The organism is Streptomyces sp. NPDC058632 (assembly GCF_042717095.1).
GTDB lineage: Bacteria > Actinomycetota > Actinomycetes > Streptomycetales > Streptomycetaceae > Streptomyces.
Genome location: NZ_JBHXQZ010000125.1, coordinates 1 through 19,723 on the forward strand (window position 1 = coordinate 1; position 19,723 = coordinate 19,723).

General features: G+C 71.6%; 20 protein-coding genes and 3 pseudogenes. 12 read left to right on the top strand and 11 right to left on the bottom strand.

Features of this window, described 5'->3' with window-relative positions; genetic code table 11:
* Positions 1–113 precede the first annotated feature (113 nt).
* Together ACFWVE_RS31860 and ACFWVE_RS31865 are read right to left on the bottom strand one after the other, a co-directional pair.
* Positions 114–794, bottom strand: coding sequence for a response regulator transcription factor (locus ACFWVE_RS31860; protein ID WP_042168908.1), 681 nt, complete (start codon positions 792–794; stop codon positions 114–116).
* The gene (locus ACFWVE_RS31865; protein WP_384021665.1) at positions 791–2,140 is read right to left on the bottom strand and encodes a sensor histidine kinase; all 1,350 of its coding nucleotides are present in this window, start codon (positions 2,138–2,140) and stop codon (positions 791–793) included. Before ACFWVE_RS31865 ends, ACFWVE_RS31860 begins: the two co-directional genes overlap by 4 nt.
* A 269-nt stretch (positions 2,141–2,409) precedes the next feature.
* On the opposite strand from ACFWVE_RS31865, the gene phoU reads away from it, so the two are divergent.
* Positions 2,410–3,108 carry a phosphate signaling complex protein PhoU gene (gene phoU / locus ACFWVE_RS31870; protein WP_384021723.1) on the top strand — a complete coding sequence of 233 codons (699 nt, stop codon included), beginning with the start codon at positions 2,410–2,412 and terminating at the stop codon, positions 3,106–3,108.
* A 178-nt stretch (positions 3,109–3,286) separates the two neighbouring features.
* On the top strand, positions 3,287–3,451 hold the full coding sequence (locus ACFWVE_RS31875) for a hypothetical protein (RefSeq protein WP_384021668.1): 165 nt from the start codon (positions 3,287–3,289) through the stop codon (positions 3,449–3,451).
* A gap of 115 nt (positions 3,452–3,566) precedes the next feature.
* Here the strand turns inward: ACFWVE_RS31875 and ACFWVE_RS31880 are convergent.
* Positions 3,567–3,784 (bottom strand): annotated as a pseudogene (locus ACFWVE_RS31880) (MFS transporter); the annotation flags it as partial.
* A gap of 126 nt (positions 3,785–3,910) precedes the next feature.
* Between ACFWVE_RS31880 and ACFWVE_RS31885 the strand changes: the two are divergent.
* On the top strand, positions 3,911–4,672 hold the full coding sequence (locus ACFWVE_RS31885) for a phosphoglyceromutase (RefSeq protein WP_384021671.1): 762 nt from the start codon (positions 3,911–3,913) through the stop codon (positions 4,670–4,672).
* Positions 4,673–5,019: 347 nt separating this feature from the next.
* Positions 5,020–5,586, top strand: a complete 567-nt coding sequence (locus ACFWVE_RS31890; RefSeq protein WP_384021674.1) for a DUF234 domain-containing protein — start codon at positions 5,020–5,022, stop codon at positions 5,584–5,586.
* On the opposite strand, the pseudogene ACFWVE_RS31895 reads toward ACFWVE_RS31890, so the two are convergent.
* Positions 5,557–6,197 (bottom strand): annotated as a pseudogene (locus ACFWVE_RS31895) (transposase); the annotation flags it as partial. The gene ACFWVE_RS31890 and the pseudogene ACFWVE_RS31895 overlap by 30 nt on opposite strands.
* Here ACFWVE_RS31895 and ACFWVE_RS31900 point away from each other — a divergent pair.
* Positions 6,190–6,606 carry a hypothetical protein gene (locus tag ACFWVE_RS31900; RefSeq protein WP_384021677.1) on the top strand — a complete coding sequence of 139 codons (417 nt, stop codon included), beginning with the start codon at positions 6,190–6,192 and terminating at the stop codon, positions 6,604–6,606. The pseudogene ACFWVE_RS31895 and the gene ACFWVE_RS31900 sit on opposite strands and share 8 nt — an antisense overlap.
* A gap of 347 nt (positions 6,607–6,953) precedes the next feature.
* On the opposite strand, the gene ACFWVE_RS31905 is transcribed toward ACFWVE_RS31900, so the two are convergent.
* From ACFWVE_RS31905 to ACFWVE_RS31915, 3 genes are all read right to left on the bottom strand, one after another.
* Positions 6,954–8,021, bottom strand: a complete 1,068-nt coding sequence (locus tag ACFWVE_RS31905) for a nitrous oxide reductase family maturation protein NosD (protein ID WP_384021681.1) — start codon at positions 8,019–8,021, stop codon at positions 6,954–6,956.
* 420 nt (positions 8,022–8,441) lie between these two features.
* Positions 8,442–8,768 carry a plasmid stabilization protein gene (locus ACFWVE_RS31910; protein ID WP_384021684.1) on the bottom strand — a complete coding sequence of 109 codons (327 nt, stop codon included), beginning with the start codon at positions 8,766–8,768 and terminating at the stop codon, positions 8,442–8,444.
* Positions 8,769–8,942: 174 nt separating this feature from the next.
* The gene (locus ACFWVE_RS31915; protein WP_384021688.1) at positions 8,943–10,097 is read right to left on the bottom strand and encodes an aromatic acid exporter family protein; all 1,155 of its coding nucleotides are present in this window, start codon (positions 10,095–10,097) and stop codon (positions 8,943–8,945) included.
* 115 nt (positions 10,098–10,212) lie between these two features.
* Here ACFWVE_RS31915 and ACFWVE_RS31920 point away from each other — a divergent pair, with 115 nt between their 5' ends.
* Entirely contained in the window at positions 10,213–11,370 is a 1,158-nt protein-coding gene (locus tag ACFWVE_RS31920) for a YihY/virulence factor BrkB family protein (RefSeq protein WP_384021691.1), read from the top strand.
* 44 nt (positions 11,371–11,414) lie between these two features.
* Here the strand turns inward: ACFWVE_RS31920 and ACFWVE_RS31925 are convergent, their stop codons facing one another.
* Entirely contained in the window at positions 11,415–12,125 is a 711-nt protein-coding gene (locus tag ACFWVE_RS31925) for a DUF4232 domain-containing protein (RefSeq protein ID WP_384021695.1), read from the bottom strand.
* 417 nt (positions 12,126–12,542) lie between these two features.
* On the opposite strand from ACFWVE_RS31925, the gene ACFWVE_RS31930 reads away from it, so the two are divergent.
* A complete protein-coding gene (locus ACFWVE_RS31930; protein WP_384021698.1) occupies positions 12,543–12,767 on the top strand; it encodes a hypothetical protein in 225 nt (74 codons plus the stop codon).
* 33 nt (positions 12,768–12,800) lie between these two features.
* On the opposite strand, the gene ACFWVE_RS31935 is transcribed toward ACFWVE_RS31930, so the two are convergent.
* The gene (locus ACFWVE_RS31935; RefSeq protein ID WP_384021701.1) at positions 12,801–13,367 is read right to left on the bottom strand and encodes a TetR/AcrR family transcriptional regulator; all 567 of its coding nucleotides are present in this window, start codon (positions 13,365–13,367) and stop codon (positions 12,801–12,803) included.
* A 95-nt stretch (positions 13,368–13,462) separates the two neighbouring features.
* On the opposite strand from ACFWVE_RS31935, the gene ACFWVE_RS31940 reads away from it, so the two are divergent.
* The 4 genes and pseudogenes from ACFWVE_RS31940 to ACFWVE_RS31955 form a co-directional block, all read left to right on the top strand.
* Positions 13,463–13,954 (top strand): nuclear transport factor 2 family protein, encoded by a 492-nt coding sequence (locus ACFWVE_RS31940; protein ID WP_384021704.1) that lies wholly within the window; start codon positions 13,463–13,465, stop codon positions 13,952–13,954.
* The gene (locus ACFWVE_RS31945; RefSeq protein ID WP_384021707.1) at positions 13,951–14,835 is read left to right on the top strand and encodes an NAD-dependent epimerase/dehydratase family protein; all 885 of its coding nucleotides are present in this window, start codon (positions 13,951–13,953) and stop codon (positions 14,833–14,835) included. Before ACFWVE_RS31940 ends, ACFWVE_RS31945 begins: the two co-directional genes overlap by 4 nt.
* Before the next feature lie 146 nt (positions 14,836–14,981).
* Positions 14,982–17,348, top strand: a complete 2,367-nt coding sequence (locus ACFWVE_RS31950; RefSeq protein ID WP_384021710.1) for an esterase-like activity of phytase family protein — start codon at positions 14,982–14,984, stop codon at positions 17,346–17,348.
* A gap of 159 nt (positions 17,349–17,507) precedes the next feature.
* Positions 17,508–17,693, top strand: a pseudogene (locus tag ACFWVE_RS31955) (hypothetical protein); the annotation flags it as partial.
* A gap of 138 nt (positions 17,694–17,831) precedes the next feature.
* Here ACFWVE_RS31955 and ACFWVE_RS31960 read toward each other — a convergent pair.
* The gene (locus tag ACFWVE_RS31960; RefSeq protein ID WP_384021713.1) at positions 17,832–18,248 is read right to left on the bottom strand and encodes a DUF2000 family protein; all 417 of its coding nucleotides are present in this window, start codon (positions 18,246–18,248) and stop codon (positions 17,832–17,834) included.
* 49 nt (positions 18,249–18,297) lie between these two features.
* Between ACFWVE_RS31960 and ACFWVE_RS31965 the strand changes: the two genes are divergently transcribed.
* Complete coding sequence (locus ACFWVE_RS31965) at positions 18,298–19,197, top strand: helix-turn-helix domain-containing protein (RefSeq protein WP_384021716.1); 900 nt, start codon at positions 18,298–18,300, stop codon at positions 19,195–19,197.
* Here ACFWVE_RS31965 and ACFWVE_RS31970 read toward each other — a convergent pair.
* Entirely contained in the window at positions 19,179–19,400 is a 222-nt protein-coding gene (locus tag ACFWVE_RS31970) for a hypothetical protein (protein WP_384021720.1), read from the bottom strand. The genes ACFWVE_RS31965 and ACFWVE_RS31970 overlap by 19 nt on opposite strands.
* Positions 19,401–19,723: the final 323 nt, after the last annotated feature.

Genomic DNA, 19,723 nt, shown 5'->3' on the forward strand with positions numbered 1-19,723 from the left:
CCCCTGCGCAGGGGTCCCGCCCACCGTCGTCCTCAGTCACCGAATGCCGAATGCCGGGTGCCGGGTGCCGGGTGCCGGGTGCCGGGCGATGGTGGCCCGGCCCCGGGGTCCGGCTACGGCTCGAACTTGTAGCCGAGCCCGCGGACCGTCACCAGGTAGCGCGGCGCGCCCGGGTCCGGCTCGATCTTGGCGCGCAGCCGCTTGACGTGGACGTCGAGGGTCTTGGTGTCACCCACGTAGTCGGCGCCCCAGACCCGGTCGATGAGCTGCATCCGGGTCAGCACGCGCCCCGCGTTGCGCAGCAGCATCTCCAGCAGGTCGAACTCCTTCAGGGGCAGGTCGACCTTGGTGCCGCTCACGGTGACCACGTGCCGGTCGACGTCCATGCGGACGGGACCGGCCTCCAGGGCGGCGGGGGCGACCTCCTCGGGCTCGCCCCTGCGACGCAGCACGGCGCGGATACGGGCGACCAGCTCGCGCGAGGAGAACGGCTTGGTGACGTAGTCGTCGGCCCCTATTTCCAGGCCCACCACCTTGTCGATCTCGCTGTCCTTGGCGGTCACCATGATGACGGGGACGTTGGAACGGCCGCGCAGCTGACGGCACACCTCGGTGCCCGGCAGGCCGGGCAGCATCAGGTCGAGGAGGACGAGGTCGGCGCCGTTGCGCTCGAACTCGTCGAGGCCGTCGGGCCCGGTGGCCGCCACGGCGACCTCGAAGCCCTCCTTGCGGAGCATGTACGACAGGGCGTCGGAGAAGGACTCCTCGTCCTCGACGACGAGCACTCGGGTCACGGAAGGACCTCCGGGGAGGGAAGCGTTTCGTACGCGGATGAATCGGGGGAGTGGGGGGAGGTGGACCGTCCGGCCTCGGCGTTGAGGTCTTCGGGTTCGTCCTGGTGGGACGGCTGGGGTGCGCGGTCGCGGGCGGGGGCCGCGGCGGCCTCGGGGAGCCGCAGGGTGAAGGTGGAGCCCTGGCCTTCGGCGCTCCACACGGTGACTTCCCCGCCGTGCGAGGCAGCCACGTGTTTCACGATCGCGAGGCCGAGACCCGTACCGCCCGTGGCACGGGAGCGGGCCGGGTCGACACGGTAGAAGCGCTCGAAGACGCGCTCCCTCTCCTTCTCCGAGATGCCGATGCCCTGGTCGGTCACGGCGATCTCGATCATGTCCCCGCCCGGCTGGCCGACCCTGCGGGCCGCTATGCCGACACGTGTACGGGCGGGTGAGTAGTTGACGGCGTTCTCGACGAGGTTGCCGAGGGCCGCGGCGAGCTGGCCCCGGTTGCCCCAGATGCGCAGGTCACCGGTGGCGGTCGATTCCGCCCTGTGCCTGGCGTCGCTCTGATCGGCGCCTTCGGGCGTCCACACGTTCGAGGCCATGGTGATCTGTTTGGTGCCCGCCGCGTGCCGGCAGCGGTCGACGGCCTCCGCGACGAGATCCTCCACGCGGACGGGTTCGGCGTCCTCGAGCGGGTCGTCGTTCTGGACCCGGGAGAGGTCGATGAGTTCCTGCACCAGGTTGGTGAGGCGGGTGGCCTCGCCCTGCATGCGGCCCGCGAAGCGCTCGACGGCCTGGGGGTCGTCGGAGGCGTCCATGACGGCTTCGGAGAGCAGGGAGAGCGCGCCGACCGGAGTCTTCAGCTCATGGCTGACATTGGCGACGAAGTCGCGCCGTACCGCCTCTATGCGGCGGGCCTCGGTGAGGTCCTCCACGAGCAGCAGGACGAGCCGGGAGCCCAGGGGGGCCACCCGCGCGGAGACGGCGAGGGCCTCGCCGCGTCCGGTGCCGCGGCGGGGCAGGTCCAGTTCGACCTGCCGTATCTCGCCGTCGCGCCGGGTGTCGCGGGCCATCTGCAGCATGGGGTCCACGGCGAGCTTGCCGCCGCGGACCAGCCCGAGGGCGTACGCGGCGGAGCTGGCCTTGACCACGCCGTCCGCCTCGTCCAGGACGACGGCGGAGGAGCGCAGCACGGACAGCACGGTGTCCACGCCCGGCGGCAGCACCGGGTCCGTGTGCAGCGAGGAACGGGTGGGTCGCCTCTGTTCGCGCTCACTGAAGCGGAACGCCAGCACGGCGATGACACCGGTGAGCACTCCGGCGATCGCCGCCACTGCGGCGACAGCCGCGTTCACGTCCATGTGTCCAGGTTAGGCATGCGCCGACCCGTGGCCACAGCCACAGGACGACAAGCTCGAACACTCGTCGCCCAGAGTTCACCTTGGAGCCAGGGATGATTCATGTGAGGGGCCGGATTCGGACGCGTAGGAGCCGGAACGTGGGAGCGTGGGGTTCGCACCGTCGGTCGCGCGGGGTTCGCACCGTCGGCTGCGCAGCGGGGCACCCGCCCCAAAAACCCCGCGGGAGCCCCGGCTCCCGAAACCCCGGTAGACGCATGAGAGGAACCCTGATGCGGGACGCGTACCACGAGGAACTGGATTCGATCGGCGACGGTCTGGTGGAAATGGCCCGACTGGTCGGATCGGCGATCGGGCGCGCCACGACGGCCATCCTCGACGCCGATCTGAAGCTGGCCGAGAACGTGATCGAGGCCGACCAGAAGATCGACGAGCTCCAGCACGAGCTGGAGGCCCTGGCCATAGCCCTGCTGGCACGCCAGCAGCCGGTGGCGACCGACCTGCGGATCGTCGTCACCTCGCTGCGGATGTCGGCCGACCTGGAGCGCTCCGGCGACCTGGCGCAGCATGTGGCGAAGCTCGCACGGCTGCGGTACCCGGAGCGGGCCGTTCCGCACGACCTGCACGCGACCATTCTGGAGATGGGCCAGCTCGCCCAGCGCCTGATGGCCAAGGCGGCCGAGGTGATCATCACCAAGGACGTCGACCTGGCGCTCCAGCTGGAGCAGGACGACGACGAGATGGACCTGCTGCACCGCACGCTCTTCCAGCACCTGATGGACGACCGCTGGAAGCACGGCATCGAGACGGCCGTGGACGTGACGCTGCTGGGCCGCTACTACGAGCGCTACGCCGACCACGCGGTCTCGGTCGCCAAGCGGGTCGTCTACCTGGTCACCGGCGAGCACGCGGACGAGATCCAGGCGGACATCCAGCCCGACATCCAGGCCACGCCGGCGAAGGACGCCTGACCGGACGGCACGGACGGCACGGGCGGCACGGACAGCACGGGCGGCACGGACAGCACGGACAGCACGGGGAATCGGCCAGGGGCATGCGTGAGTACCAATGCGCCGTTGATGCGCCGTTGATGCGCCCAGTGGAGCGGGCGTCCAATGGGCACAGGCACCAGTCCTCGAGGAGGGACCCATGGCCGATTCCACCGGCTCCCCCGGCACGACGCCCGATCCCACGCGGGAACGCGAGACGGAGCAGCCCGCCGAGATCAGGAGCCTGACCCTGATCGCCGCGTGCGGCTGCGGCTCGGGCTGCGGCTGCGGCTGCCAGTCGGGCAGCCCCTGCCAGTGCGGCTGAGCCCACCCGCGTCCTGTTCGCACTGTTCGCATGCACACGCACCGAGGGCCCCGGCGGCCGCGGCGACGGCATTCTTCTGCCGCCGCCGTCCGGCCGACGGGGCCTTCGGCATCCCGGCCCCGGCCGGAACACGTCGTATCAGCACCTCGTGCCCGAGCCCCGTCACCATGCCCACGACTGCGCACACGCCCCAGAGCCACTCCGCCCCGTACCGGTCGATGGCGAGCACCGGCACATCAGTGGGGCGACGAGCGGGGTCCGGATGGGCGCGTTGACGATCTCGGTGAGCGTTTTCACGCAGACGGTGAGGGCGAAGACGCCCACCGACCCGGCTCAACCGACCGACCCGGCTCAACAGATCCCGTCAACCCGTCGCGAGATCCCGTCACCCGTCGCGCGTGCCATTCACCCACCGGACGGGGGCACGGCCCGCGCGGGGCTTCGATTACGCTCGGGCTCATGGCCGACGCACCGTACAAGCTGATCCTCCTCCGCCACGGCGAGAGCGAGTGGAACGCGAAGAACCTGTTCACCGGCTGGGTGGACGTCAACCTCACCGAGAAGGGCGAGAAGGAGGCGGTCCGCGGCGGTGAGCTGCTGAAGGACGCCGGCCTGCTGCCCGACGTACTCCACACGTCGCTCCAGAAGCGCGCCATCCGCACCGCCCAGCTGGCGCTGGAGTCCGCCGACCGTCTGTGGATCCCGGTGAACCGCAGCTGGCGCCTCAACGAGCGCCACTACGGCGCCCTCCAGGGCAAGGACAAGGCGCAGACCCTCGCGGAGTTCGGCGAGGAGCAGTTCATGCTGTGGCGCCGCTCCTACGACACCCCGCCGCCCCCGCTGGACACCGACTCCGAGTACTCCCAGTTCGACGACCCGCGCTACGCCACCCTCCCGCCGGAGCTGCGCCCGCGCACGGAGTGCCTGAAGGACGTCGTCGTCCGCATGCTGCCGTACTGGTTCGACAGCATCGTCCCCGACCTCCTGACCGGCCGCACGGTCCTGGTCGCCGCCCACGGCAACAGCCTGCGCGCCCTGGTCAAGCACCTCGACGGCGTCTCCGACGCCGACATCGCGGGCCTGAACATCCCGACGGGCATCCCCCTGTCCTACGAACTCGACGCCGACTTCAAGCCCCTCACCCCGGGCGGCACCTACCTCGACCCGGACGCGGCAGCGGCGGCCATCGAGGCGGTCAAGAACCAGGGCAAGAAGAAGTAACGCGCCGCCAGTAAGCCCCCGGCCTGCGGTTTCCCTGCAGGCCGGGGGTTCCTCGCGTCCAGGACGGTTCCACTCGTCTCAGCGGGACGCCTTGCTGCCGCCTCTGCGAAGATCGCCAGGGGCCTCGTACCGGGATGCGCGACGCTTGATCCCCTGCACCACGACGCGGGACGCGGCCTTGCCGGCATTGACGGAGCCCGGGCGGGCCCACCGGCGAGTCGGCCCGCACCGTGCTGAGCGCCGTCGGGCACGGGGAACGCACCTTCACCCTCATCGGCCGGGCGGCCGGAGACCTCAACCCGGGCTCCGTGTAACGATCCCTGGAACTCCTCACCGGTCGGCGCCTGGTGGCGGTCGACCTTCCGCTGTCCACCAGGCCGAGCCGCGAGAGCCGCTACCGCACCGCCGACCCGTACCTGCGCTTCCGGCTCTCCTTCATCGGGCCCGGCATCCCCATGGTCGAGCGCGGGCGTGGAGACCGTGTACTCGAATCGATCCGCACCAGTTGGACGTCCTGGCGGGGCCGCGCCGTCGAACCTGTGATCCGCGAGGCCCTGTGGCGCCTGACCGACGACCGGCTGCCCGAGGCCACCCATGTGATCGGCGGCTACTGGACCCGCGCCAACGACCCCGAGACCTACCTCGTTGGCGCCGACCGCTCCCTCATCGCCGAGAGGATCACCTTCGTCGGATCGATCAAGTGGCTGGAGAACAAGCCCTTCGACCACCGCGACCTCGCCCGCCTCGTGGCCCACCGCTCACAACTGCCCGGCACCGACGACTCCACCCCTCTGCCCGCCGTCGCCCGCAGCGGAAGCACCGCCAACGGCATCCTCGGCCTCACGTCCGATGACCTCATCGCCGCTTGGCCGGGGAGTGTCCGATCAACGGCCCTGCCTCACATTCGGTGGTGACGGAGCGTGTCGCTGTCCGAGGAGGATGCGGTGGCGAAGAAGGGTGAAGCCTGCTCGTCCGTGCATCCGGCGCGCGATCCGCTTGCTCTTGGTGCTGACGCCCTCGGTGGGGCCGTTGCGGTACGGAAGCGTGAGCACGGCGATCACGGCATCGCGGTCCCGCTCCAGGCCCCGGGTGAAGGCGTGCGGATGAGGCAGATCGACTGCGCGGACCTGGAAGATCCAGCGCGAGAGTGCGTCGGCATTTCCTGTGCAAGGTGACAGGAGTTCGGCGAAGCCCCGACAACGGCGGCCAGTCGGGTCCTCCCTGGGCAGGCTTCGGTGATTCGGGCCAGCAGATCGCGAGGCTCGGCCTTGAGGTTGTCGGGCCTGGTGAGGATCATCCGGGTGAGCCGGCGCGGGGAGATGTGGCTGCGGTCAGCGTTCGCGCGGCCCTGATTGATGTACCTGTGCAGGAAGTTCGGGCAGCCGGTGAACCCGAGGGCCTTGATCTCTTCGAAGAGGTGCCTGACGGGGACGGCGGGGTCCTCGGCCCGGCGTTCGCGCAGGTGCTCGCGGTAGGGGTCGACGAGGCCGGCACGGTACTTGGGGACGCGGAGCACGGTGCCTGGCGACGGGCTTTCCGACTGCACCTGGCCGTTCGACGCGTTCGGCAAAGCGAGGAAGAGCGAACCGACCGAGGCCGACGGCCGCCCGGCCATCGCGCTGGTGGTGACCGGCGTGGAGGACAGGGGCGGCACCTACACGTTCCACGTCGCCGCAGAGGGCAAGCCCTACCTGCCCGAGGTCGACCGCAAGGGCACCGATTTCCGCACCACAACCACGTTCAGCGCCTTCGAGGAGCCCTTGAAGGTGGACGACCCCCACCTTGGCGAGCGCGGGCTCCCCGTGGTCCTCGTTCAGCAACGTACGCCGGACGTGCCCACCGAGGGGACCGGTAAAAGATCAGACGCTTCGTCGCGTGCCGCCGGCGCGCATCCGCAGCAGCTTGATCTCTCTCCCCCTCGTTCTCTTTCATGATTGCTGACAGCCACCGCAGGAGCCGTCATCGGCGAAGAGACGGTCCCACGAACCCACACCCTCCCGTCAGCCGCTACGCCGCACTGCCGTGATCACTGCCGGCCGGCATCCGCAACGCGCGATCGTGCCGGGGGACCTTGCGCTCGCCCGTATCCGTCGACCCGGTGTCGAGGCGGGGGCGGCCGGCCTCACCGAAGCCGTCGCCGAGCTGGAGACCACGCGCGGAGGCGGAGGCATGAACGCCGTCTACGGTGCTGCGTGCAGCACCTGTGGCGTGAAATCGGCCGTCCCGACTCCATCAGTCCCAGGGCAGGCCGAGGTCCCTGCCGAACCCGGAACGGTTCAGGTCAGCATGTGCCGGCCGGGACGGAGGTCCGGCAGACGTTGTTGATGAACTCGTTGTCCTTCCCCTCGTCGTCGCGGGTGGCCAGGTCCGCCGGGAGGTTGCCCAGCACGAGGTTGTCGCGGACGACGTTCCGCTCGTTGGGGACGCCGTCCATGCTGCCGAACACGACGATCCCACCGGAATACGGCGAGTCACCCACGTTGTCGCGGACCGCGTTCTGCGTCACCAGCGCTTTCTCCGTACCGACGAGGACGATGCCGACCCCCTGGAGGTGGGGCAGGCGCGCGGTGGCGGGGCAGTGTTCGTTGTTCTCGTAGACCGCGTTGCGACGGATGGTCAGGTCGCCCGCCGTACGCGGCAGCACGACGAAGACACCCGCGCAGTTTTCGGTGATGGCATTGTGCTCGACGGTGAGATTCCTGAGCCGACGGGTGGTCATGCCGATCCGGTTGCCCGTCAGGCGGTTGCCGCTGATCACCGTGCCACGGGTGTCGAGGGTCTTGCTCTCCGCGTCGGCCTCGAACACGTTGGCGGTGTAGAGCCCGGCGTCGCCGTTGCCGCTTGCGGTGTTGTGGCGGATCGAGGCGCGGGTGGAACGATCCTGCGCGATGCCCCACCGGCCGTTGTCCCGGGCGGTCACCTGGTGGATCTCCAACTGGTCGGTGCGCGTGGCCGAGACGCCGTTCTTCTTGAACCCTGTGACGGTCAGCGACTGGATGCGCACCCCGGTGACGGGATGGTCGTCCGTGCCGGTGACACAGATGCCGTCCCCCTCCTTGGCACACGCACTCGGTGCCTCCTCTTCCTTTCCGGGCACGATCACGGTCTGCTCGCCCGCGCCCCGGAGGGTCAGCCGCTTGGTGATCGTGACGCTTCCGCGGTAGGTGCCCCGCGTCAGGACGATGGTGGCTCCGGGGCTGGCCGCGTCGACGGCCTTCTGGATGGACTGGTCCGGACGGACCACTTGCTCGGGTCCGCTGTGGGCGGAGGCGGCCGGAGCGAGGGCGCCCGCGCCGACGACGAGGGGCGCGATGGCGCAGCTAAGGCATATGACCTGGTTTTTCCTCATGATCCCGACGTTATGGGCCACCTTCGCGGCATCGCCACTCTTAGCAACCATACGGATAGAGAAAGTAACCGATCGGGCCTGTTCCCCGGTTCCGTAAGTTGTTGGACGGCCCGGAAGGGCGGGGTGTGGCTCAAGGCGGCTTGCCGCGCGTGGCTCGGAGCGAGTGGCCGCCACGCTCTTCGGAGTGTCCTGGCCGCTGATGGAGATGTGCGCGCCTTGCGCGGTCGCTTTTCACGGAGCAGGCAGCGGGGTGTTCCCCGGGCCGACGCAATGTCGTGAGTTCCAGCTGTGCACGCCCCGCAAGGGGGTGCGGCACTTGCGAGAAGGCCACCACCCCGGCCGGGGTTCTCTCCTCGCCGCTGCGGCATGGGCAGCTGCGGGCGCGGCCCGCCCGCCGGCCGTGGGGCGGGCCCGCTCGTGTCAGCGGTCGAGGGCGTTCTTCAACTGCGTCTTGGTCATCGAGGAGCGGCCGTGGATGTCGCGCTTCTTGGCCTCTTCGTACAGCTGGTCCCTGGTCGGCCCTTCCGCGCCGCTGTGCGAGCGCTGCCCGCCGCGCTCGTAGGCCGACTTCGGGTCCTGCGTGGAGGCTTTGCTCGCGGCCCTGGACTCGCCCGACCTGGCCCGCTCCTTGTTGACCGTCCGGGCCGCGATCTCCTTGGCCCGCTTCGACGACTCGCCGCGGTCCTCGGCGCTCTCCTTGATGTGCTCGTACTGACGTTCACGCTTGGGGCTGGATCCGGCCGGCATGGTGCTGCTCCCTGTCTCGCGCCGTCACTGGCTCACCCTCTCGCGGTCCCGCCCGGCTGGTGTCGGGTCCGGTCCGGGTTCGGTCCGGGTCCGGTCCGGGTCCGGTCCGGGTCCGGGGGCGTTGGGGTGGGCGGGTTCCCCGCGGAGGCCCGACCGAACACGCGGCGGTGGGTGTCAGTCCTGCACGAGTTGGTCGGCCAGGCGATGCGCCTGGGCCAGCAGGGTTCCGTAGGTCACGAGCGCGGCCGGGTCGTCGGACACTGCGCCCGGGAGCTGTCGGCGGAACGCGCGCAGAGTGCGGTGAAGTTCCTCGACCGCCTCGCGCAGCTGCTCCTCGGCGGAGTCGTCGCGGTCGCTCGGGCCGAACCTGGTCCGGCCGTACAACTGGATGGCGTGCGCTGTCTGGCGCAGGAAGTCCGCGTAGGCACGGGTGATTTCCGGGGCCGGCTGGGCCGCCTTCCCGCTGTCCGCCGTCTCCCGGACGGTCCTGGTCACGCCCGCGGTGTGGACGGCGACGTAGTCGAGTACGTCCACCGCGTCCGTGTACCCCTCGCCGGGTGGGGAGAGGGCCCGCTCGCGGCGCCCGCGTGGGTTGGCCCGCATGCTTTCGCGGCTCCATCCGATCGCCGACCTGGCCTGGTCGACCAGGCGGCCAAGCCGCAGGGCACGCACGTGCCAGTCGCCGGCCGCATGGGCGTCCCACTCACCGGTGGCCAGCCCGTCGGCCACCGCGCCCAGGAGTTCGTGCGCCTCCCGGGCCGCGTCCTCCAGCGCGGAGCGGGCGTCCCGCAGGTACACCGGAGGCCGGATCAGCACGTTGACCGTCACTCCGACCGCCGCGCCGAAGACCGCCTCCAAGACGCGGGCACCCGATGCGGCGACGCTCACGGGGCCACCGGTCAGCACGAACAACGCGCCGGTGGCGGCGTAGACGCCCTGGTTTCCCAGGCGCTGCCACTGTCCGAGGAGCAGGACCGCCGGAAGCACCAGGGCCATCGCGGCCATCGTGCTGTTCAGCAGCAGCGCCACCGCGGTCGCCACCACCGTGCCCACCGCGATCGCCGCGAGCTGCTGCAGCCCGTGCGCGAGCGACCGGTACACCGTCGACTCCACCAGCACCACCGCGACCCACGGCGCCACGAACGCCATCGGCGCCGCGAGCCACCAGCCCACCACCGCCCACGCCACCCAGGCGGCCAGCGCACCCTTGCCCGCCTGCACCGCCAGATCCCGCTCACGGCCCGGGCCCTCCCAGGCCCGCCGCACCGTCGTGACGGCCGTCCCGGCCCAGCGCCGGGCAGCCCGGTCCGCCCTGTGCATCCACTTCATGGAACAGCAAGTGCCACACCAGGGACGAGACGCACCTACACAGAAGAGAAGTCCGAAAAGCTTGATATGTCTCGCGTTCATGCATAGGTGACGGTGGGCCGGATACCCGCATGGAATGGCGCGGACAGTGGGATGGCACAGAAAACACGACGGGCAGACCTCGGCCGGGAGCCGCGAGGCCGAGAGCTATCAGGCCGAGGACGGCCAGGCGGAGGAGCGACGGGCCGGGGCGGGGCGGGCTTCTGACGCCGGGCCCGACGAACAGGTGGAGGAGCGGGCGCCGGACAGTCCGACGGAGCTGCCCAAACGCTCCTGGGCAGCGGTACTGAAAGGCACCCTGAAGGAGTTCAAGAAGGACGAGCTGGCCGACCGGGCCGCCGCGCTGACCTACTACTCGATCCTGGCCTTGTTCCCCGCGCTGCTGGCGCTGGTGTCGCTGCTGGGGATCGTCGGGCAGTCGGCCACGCAGACGGTTCTGGACAACATCGAGCAGCTCGCGCCGGGCGCGGTCCAGGACGTCCTGCGTACCGCGGTGCAGCAGATGGAGGGCAGGAGCGGGATCGGCTCGCTCGTGGCGATCGCGGGTCTGGTGCTGGCGGTGTGGTCGGCTTCGGGCTACGTCGCCGCGTTCATCCGCAGCGCCAACGCGGTCTACGACGTCCCCGAGGGCCGTCCGGTGTGGAAGGTGCTGCCGGTGCGGGTCGGTGTGACCGTGGTGCTGATGGTGATGGCTGTGATCAGTTCGCTGATCGTGGTGTTCACCGGCAGCCTGGCCCAGCAGGTCGGCAACGCCCTCGGGATCGGTGACACGGCGCTGACCGTCTGGTCGATCGCGAAGTGGCCGGTGCTGTTGCTCCTGGTCACGATCATGATCGCGATCCTGTACTGGGCCACCCCGAACGCGAAGGTCCGCGGTTTCCGCTGGCTCACGCCGGGCAGCTTCCTGGCCCTGCTGATCTGGATGATCGCCTCGGCCGGGTTCGCGGTGTACGTGGCGAACTTCGGCTCGTACAACAAGACCTACGGCACGTTCGCCGGTGTGATCATCTTCCTGGTGTGGCTGTGGATCACCAACCTGGCCATCCTGCTCGGCCTGGAGTTCGACGCGGAGCTGGCCCGCCAGCGCGCCGTCGCCGGCGGCCATCCGGCCGGCGAGGAGCCCTACGTCCAGCCGCGCGACACCCGCAAGTGGGACGAGGAGGACCACCGCCGCCTCGGAGGCGGAGAACCGCGCGCGGGCCGCCCGGAGGGCCGGCCCGACACCCGGCGGTGATCCCCGGGACCCCGGGGGCCCCAAGACCTCCGGCAGGACCCCGATCACCACATGACGGCGTCGTCCATCGACTGCTGCCAGTACGTGACCTTGAGCGAGTCGTCGACGTACACACCCTCGGCGGGCAGCGCGGGGTGGGCGCCCTCGCCGACGCTCTCGTTGCCGGACGGGCCGCGGAAGTGGACGGCCAGGGACTTCTCCGTGCGGCCGGAGGAACCGCTGCCGTCGGCGGCGGACAGGTTCACGGAGGCGTAGCCGGACTCGCCCGGCTCGAGGGTGACGACGGCCTGCGGGCGGGAGTCCTCGATGACCGGCGGCACCGACTGGGCCTCGCCGAAGCGTACGGCCGGGTAGCCGTACAGGTGGCAGGTGTCGCTGCCGGTGTTGGTGACGGTGAGCAGCATGTGGTTCACAGGACGGGTCAGCGGGGCTGCGACGGTCCTGGTGTGGGAACCCTCGCAGGTGACCTTCTTGTCGGAGGAGGCGGGGACCTTCGAGGTGCCGGCGTCCTGCTTCGCGTCACCGGAGGTGGAGTCCTGGCCGGAGGCCCCGGAGGATCCCTGGCCGGAGGCCTCGGACGGGGACGCCGTCGACTCGGGGGCGGCCGTGGAGGGCGAGGCCGTCGTGGAGGAACCCGCGGACCCCTCGTCGGCGACGCCCGTTCCGTCGTTGCACGCGGTCAGGGAGAGCGTGGCGAGTGCCACGGTCGCGGCGGCGGTCAGAAGGCGGGTGCGGGAGTTACGGAGGCCGGTCATGTCGGATGCGCCCCTTCGGCGTTCGGGTGGGTGTGGTGCTTGGACGACTTGAGCTTGGGGGGTGATCCGTCCCACCCGCCACGGCCGGCGGGGAGTTAGGGACGGTGGGACGCTGGGACGTGCTGTGACCAGGGAAAACGCAGTCCCTCTGGAACGCGTGCATGGGACGTGGGGAGATGGTGGAACGGGTTCCGGAGGCAACAGGGGCCGGGCGGACGGAAGAGTTCGCGGCGCTGCTGCGAGGGCTGAAGGACCGCTCGGGCCGAGTCGCGGGGCGCCGGTCGAGCGGCTGCACATGAACACCTCGACGCTGCACCCCGACGCTGCACCCCGACGCTGCCCCCCGACGCTGCACCGCTACCGCGACGGCACCGCGGTGCCCCACGAGCACGCGCCGGTGGAGCGCCTCGCGAGGGCGTGCCGGGCGACGCCGCAGGAGCTGGTGGAACCGCACCGGCACTGGTTCCTCGCGGCCGCGGCACGAAAGGACAGGCCCGGCCGGGCGACGACGGCAGGGGCGACGACGACGGAGGCCGGGGCAGGGGCAGCGACGGCGCCCCGTTCCGCACGAGCGGCGGCACCGGCCGGCCCGGCTACGACCACCCGCCGGGCGGCAGCGAATGGATCGAACGGGAGGGCTGACCGGTCGGGGGTGCCCCGTACGGCCCCGCTCCCCTACGAGGGCGGCTCCTGGGCGTTGTCGTCGCCCGTCGCGAAGATGCTCCGGACCAGGGCGCGGAGCCCTGCCCGCGGGTCCGTTCCGGGGTGGGCGTGCAGGTGTTCCACCAGGTCGCTGCGTACGGCGCCCAGCAGGGCGTGGGCCAGGAAGTCCGCGTCGGCGGTGCCGCGCGCGCGGGCCGTCAAGGTCGCGAGCTGTGCGTGGAGCCGGTCGTAGCTGCTGTTCCGGTACGGGCTGCCGGAGCCGTCGCGTTCCAGCGCGAGGGCGAGCACCCGGTTCTGCTCCTTGAACCGCCATGTACGGAGCAGCAGGTCCAGCGCGGCCTCCGCGGGCTCGCCGCCGGCCGGGACGGGCGCGGCGAACGCGTGCGCGGCCCGCTCGTCGTAGAGGGCGCGGATCAGGCCGCGCCGGTCGTCGAAGCCCCGGAAGATCGTGCCCTTGCCCACGCCCGCGGCAGCCGCGACCGCGTCCATGGAGACGTCGTCCGGGTCCGCGGCGGCGTCGAACAGGCGGCCCGCCGCCGCCAGCACCGCGTCCCGGTTGCGCGCCTTGTCCGCCCGCACGGCATGCCTCCCTCTTGAAACGGACCAGCAGTCCGCTACAGTGAATCCGGACCAGCGGTCCGCATTCTAGTGTGCCGCGTCCCCGAGGAGGACCCATGCCCGGACACCCCGAACACCCCGGACACCCCGAACACTCCGAACACCCAGGACGCCCCGAGCGCCCCGAGCCCCCCGAGCGCCCCGAGCGCCCCGACGGTCCGGTGGCCGTCTTCCGCCGCGCCACCGAGTACCTGCTCGCCCACGACATGTCCGCGTTCACCGCGCTGTACGCAGACGACGCCGTCATGGAGTTCCCGTTCGCACCGCCCGGCCGGCCGCAGCGGCTCGACGGCCGGGCGGCGGTCGAGGCGTACCTCGACGGTTACACGGACATGGTCGACATCCAGCGCATCCACGACGTGACCGTGCACGAGACCGCCGACCCGGACGTCATCGTCGCGGAGATGGCCGCGAGCGGCCGGGCCGTCGCCACGGGCGCGTCGTACACGGCCCGCTACGTCGCGGTGCTGACCGTCGTCGACGGCCGCATCCGGCACTACCGCGACTACTGGAACCCGCTGATGCTCCAGGAAGTGGCCGCCGCATGACCGTCCTCGTCACCGGCGCGAGCGGGACCACCGGCAGCCGGCTCGCGCGGCAACTGCACGACCGGGGCACCCCGGTCCGCCGGGCCGGCCGGTCCGCGCGGGCCGACGTCCGCTTCGACTGGACGGACCCGGCCACGTTCGGCCCGGCGGTCCACGGTGTGCGCGCCGTCTACCTGGTGGCGCCGGTCGGCGTCGCCGACCCGGTCCCGGTCGTGGAACCGTTCCTCGCCGCAGCGCGGCACGCGGGCGTGGAACGGATCGCGCTGCTGGGTTCGTCCGCGGTCCCGGTCGGCAGTCCCGGGTGGGGCGCGCTCGGCACGCTGCTGCCGCGTTACGTCCCGCAGGCGACGGTGCTGCGTCCGACCTGGTTCGCCAGCAACTTCACCGGCGACCACCTGCACGCGGAGTCCGTCCGCCGCGACGACGAGATCGTCAGCGCCACCGGCGACGGCCGCGTTCCGTTCATCGACCCGGAGGACATCGCGTCCGTCGCGCGCCACGTCCTCACGAGCCCCGAGCCACCGGCCGACGACCTGGTGCTGACCGGCCCGCGCCCGCTCGGCTTCGACGACGTCGCGGCCGCGCTGACCGGGTTCGCCGGCCGCACCGTGCGGCACCGGCGGGTCAGCGCGCAGGAACTGTCCGCCCGCCTGCGGCAGCACGGGATCCCGGCCGCCTTCGCGGACCTGCTGGCCGGGCTGGACACGGCGATCGCGGCCGGGGCCGAGGACCGGACGACCACCACGGTCGAGCAGATCACGGGCACCGCGCCCCGCCCCTTCGACCGTTTCCTGACCGCACAGCCGGCGGACATTCTGCGACGCACCGACCGGCCGAACGGCGGCCCGCCCCGGCCATCCGCGAACGGAACTGTGTCGTAAGGGAGTTGACCGAAGAAGATAAAGCCTGCGGCCGCCGCGCGCCGGAGAAGTAGGCGATCTTCGTCCATTGTTCACCCGGGCGTCCGTCGGCGCGGGCGGCCGGGTGCGACGATCCGGACAAGAAGCCGGACTGCAGCGGAGAGAAAATGCCCTCCAAGAGAACCAACGCCGCTCTCGCGGCACTTGTCGTGGCCGCCGGCACCCTGGCCGGCACGGGCGTGGCGAGCGCGGACCACAAGGACGCGGAACACAGGGCTCACGAGCGTCACCGGGCGGTGGCCTTCGCACGGACCGCCACCTACCCGGTCTTCCAGAACCGGCCGGCCGGTGAGGATCCCGCCGCCGAGACCGTCGCCGAGATCTCGGACACCAGCGAGGACGGCCGCACGCTCGTCCACACCGACGCCGCGGGCAAGCGGATCGGCTTCCTCGACATCAGCCGCGCCGACCGCCCGCGCGGACTCGGCACGCTGTCGCTGGCCGAACTCGGCGACGCCGAGGACGAGCCGACCTCGGTGTCCGTGGTCGGCCAGTACGTCCTGGTGGTGGTGAACACCAGCGCCTCCTTCACCGAACCGTCCGGCCGGCTCGACGTGATCTCGCTGCGCGACCGCAAGCGGGTGGCGAGCCACGACCTCGGCGGCCAGCCGGACTCCATCGCGATCAGCAAGGACGAGCGGTACGCCGCCGTCGCGATGGAGAACCAGCGCGACGAGGAGGCGACCCCGTCCGGCGGCGAGGAGGGCGACCTGCCCCAGGCCCCCGCCGGCTTCGTGCAGATCGTCGACCTCAAGGGCACGTCACCGGCGCAGTGGCGGGTGCGGTCCGTGCCGCTGACCCAGAAGGACGGCAGGGCGCTGCCCGAGTTCGTCGCGGCCGGGATCACCGAAGCGACCGACCCGGAGCCGGAGTACGTCTCCATCAACGGCCGCAACCAGCTCGCGGTGACCCTTCAGGAGAACAACGGCATCGTCCTGGTGGACGTGCCGACGGGCAAGGTCACCAAGGCGTTCGGCGCCGGCACGGTGTCGGTCGACGGCATCGACACGGCCGACGACGGCACGATCGACCTCACCGGCTCGATCACCGGCGTACCCCGCGAGCCCGACGCGCTGAACTGGATCGACGACCGTTACTTCGCGACCGCCAACGAGGGCGACTGGCGCGGCGGTTCCCGCGGCTGGACCGTCTTCGACAGCCGCACCGGCAAGGTGGCCTGGGACGCGGGCAACACCTTCGAACGGCTCGCCGTGCGCCACGGACTGCACAACGAGGGCCGGGCCGGGAAGAAGGGCACCGAGCCCGAGGGCCTGGCCGTCGCCGAGTACGACGGGGTGCGCTACGCCTTCGTCGGCTCGGAACGGAGCAACTTCGTCGCCGTGTACGACATCAGCCGGCCGACCGCCCCCGTCTTCCGCCAGATGCTGCCCGCCACCAACGGCCCCGAGGGCCTGCTGCCGATCCCCGAGCGCGGTCTGCTCGCGGTCTCCAGCGAGGTGGACGACGCCTCGGCCGGCATCCGGGCCTCGGTGAGCCTGTTCCGCCTCGGCAAGGGCACCCCGGCGTTCCCGGGCATCGTCTCGGCGTCCGACTCCACCGGCGCGCCGATCGGCTGGGGCGCCCTGGGCGCGCTGTCCGCCGTGCCCGGCACGCGGGACCAGCTGGTCGGCGTGACCGACGCGGCGTACACGCCCACCCGCATCCTGACCGTCGACACGGCGCAGGGGCCCACGAAGTCCGAGCGGTCCCGGCAGTCCGGGCAGCAGCCGGCGCTGATCACCGGTGAGCTGACCGTCAAGGACACCGAAGGGCAGCCCGTCGGCTACGACGCCGAGGGCATCTTCGCGCGGCCGCAGGGCGGCTACTGGCTCGCCGTCGAGGGCAAGACCGGCGCCGGCAACAAGCTGGTCCGGCTGGACCGTTCCGGTGTCACCCGGCAGGTCGTCGCCCTGCCGGCGGACGTCGCCGCGGGTCTCGGGAGCCAGGGCTTCGAGGGCGTCACCGCCACCACCGACCGCCAGGGCCGCGAGATCGTCTGGGCCACGTTGCAGCGCGAGGTCGCGGGCGACCCGTCCGGCACCGTCCGCCTCGGCCGGTACGACGTCGCGGCCGGCACCTGGAGCTGGTACGGCTACCGCATCGGCGCCACCACCACTCCCGGTGACTGGATCGGCCTCTCCGAGATCACCGTGGTCGGCGACAGGCTCGCCGTCATCGAGCGGGACAAGCTGAACGGTCCCGCCGCGAAGGTCAAGCGCGTCTACACCGTCGACCTGCCGGCATCGGCCGCGCCGTCGGGCGAGCTGCCCGTCCTGCGCAAGAAGCTCGCCCACGACGTCCTGCCCGATCTGAGGGCCACGGACGGCTGGACCCAGGAGAAGCTCGAGGGCCTGACCGTCGGCGGCGACGGCCGCGTCTACGCCGTGACCGACAACGACGCCCTGGACGACGCCTCCGGCGAGACCGTCTTCCTGCGCCTCGGCTCCAGCAGGAACATCTTCGGCCGCGACTGATCCACGACCGGCCCACGACCGGCCCACGGCCGGCCCACCGGCATCACCGGACAGGCAGTCCCCGGGCGGCCGCAGACCACACGTCTGCGGCCGCCCTCGCCGTACCGGTCACCGCATGACCTGGGCCGCAGCCGTGTCATGGACAGGAGCAGGAGGGCCGTGGCCAAGAGACGTTACGTCGCGCGGGGTGTACCCGGTGGCCATCGGATCCGGGACGACCGGGGGCGTCGACGGTGGAGTGATCACTACGAGTCGTGCCCGGACGACCTCCTGACCGAACTCAACGGTGCGGCCGGCCCGGCCCGCCTCACCGTCCTGCTGAAGCGCTACCGCTCCCTGAAGCGGTGGCTCACCGGTTCAGGGCCCGCCGCCCCGCCTCGGCCACTCCCCCACCGCCGCGAAGCCCTCCTCCGTCAGCCCTCTCGTCGGGTCCACCCGGTGCGGGAGGGCCGGGGCCCGGTGGGCCGCCGCGGCCCCGGTTTCTCACGGGTGCATGTGGGCTCCCTTGAGGATCTTGTCGACCGCGTTCCTCGGGCCGTGGACGGCCAGGCCGACCAGGTCCAGGTCCGCCGTCGGGACCGCCCGTACCGCCGCGCGGTTGGCGTCGTCGTGGCCCGTGGAGAACAGGTCGCCGGTGAACAGCGCGCGCGGCAGGGCGCGGGACAGCACGCGGGTGTGGGCGGCCGTCAGGGTTTCCTTGGTGCCCTCGAGGACCAGCACCGGCTGGCGGAACATCGGCAGATAGGCCACGCCGTCCGCGTCCTCGTAGGGCTCGCCGATCAGTTCGGGGACCTGGCTGCCCAGGCCGCTGACCAGGAACGCGGTGACGTTGAGGCGCTGCCAGGTTTCCAGGTCCTCGCGCAGCAGGACGGCGGTCTTCGTGTCGAAGCGAGTGCTCATGCCCTGAGACTGCCGATCGGCCTACGTCCCCGTCTTGTACGTTGTTTGCATGACCGCAGCGCGCGCGGATCGCCCTGAGCGGGACGTTTCCGCCTGGCGGCCCCGGGTTCCGGGGGTCGTCGAGGTGTTCCACGCCCGCTTCACCGAGTACGCCTACCCGATGCACGTCCACGACGCCTGGACGCTCCTCGTCGTCGACGACGGCGCCGTACGGTACGACCTGGACCGGCACGAGCACGGCACCCCGCACGGCACCGTGTCCCTGCTGCCGCCGCACGTTCCGCACAACGGCGCCTCCGCCACTCCGGACGGCTTCCGCAAGCGGGTGCTGTACCTCGACGGGACGCTCCTCGGGGACGAGTTGATCGGGGCCGCCGTCGACCGTCCCGACCTGCGTGATCCGCTGTTGCGGCGGCGCGTCGGGCAGGTGCACGCGGCGCTCGTGGGGCCCGGTGACGAGTTCGAGGCGGAGAGCAGGCTGACGCTCGTCGGGGAGCGGCTGCGGGCCCATCTGCGGTCCCGGGCCGGCGCACCGGAGCCCCGGCGTGATCCCGTCCTCGCGCGGCGGCTGCGGGAGTTGCTCGACGAGCGGGTCGTGGAGGGTCTCGGCCTGGCGGAGGCCGCAAGGCTGTTGTCCGCCCATCCCGCCCATCTCGTACGGGCGTTCAGCGGCGCCTACGGCATCGCCCCGCACCAGTACCTGATGTCCCACCGGGTGGGCCGGGCCCGTCGGCTGCTGCTCGACGGGCGGGCGCCGAGCGAGGTCGCGGCGGCCACCGGTTTCTACGACCAGGCCCATCTCACGCGGCACTTCCGGAAACTGGTCGGCGTCACGCCGGGCCGTTACCGCGTGGGGGCCGGCAACCCCTGCGGGAGCAGGCCACCGGCTCCGGACGGCCGGACGGACAGCGGCCGTACCGCCGCGTCACGTCACGTCACGTCGCCGTAGCCGGTGTACGCGTGCTTCACCCGGTCGGCGCGCGTCGGCTTCCCCGTCACGGTGGGCGCCCCGTTCTTGACGACCGGCTCCGGGGAGGCGTCGGCCGTGGCCCGTGCCGCGCGCTCGACCTGGACCGTGCCGAAACCGGTCGGGTACTCCTCGGAGATGCCCACGACGATGGGCTTGCCCTTGTTCACGACCGTGTTCGTCACCGTGATGCCGGTGTCCGCCGCCCGGGCGGGCGGCGGTGAGCGCCACGAGGGCGAGCGCTCCCGTGGGCGCGGCCGTCGGAGCGGATCTGCCCGTGCGCACGCACGTCCTCCTCACGCACGGGACCCCTGGGACGGGGCCCGCGTCGCGGCAGGACAACAGCCCGCTCCCGTGCGTGTGTCCGGGACTCCTCCCGGCCCCTGTCCCCGCTCCGGCGTGCGCGGTCCCCAGGGCCTGTCCGGCGGATCATGCCGAAGACGTGGAATCCGGCACGCCCGTCCGCGGCGTTGTCGTCGGTTGCCGGCTCCCCCGGGCTCCCGGCTCC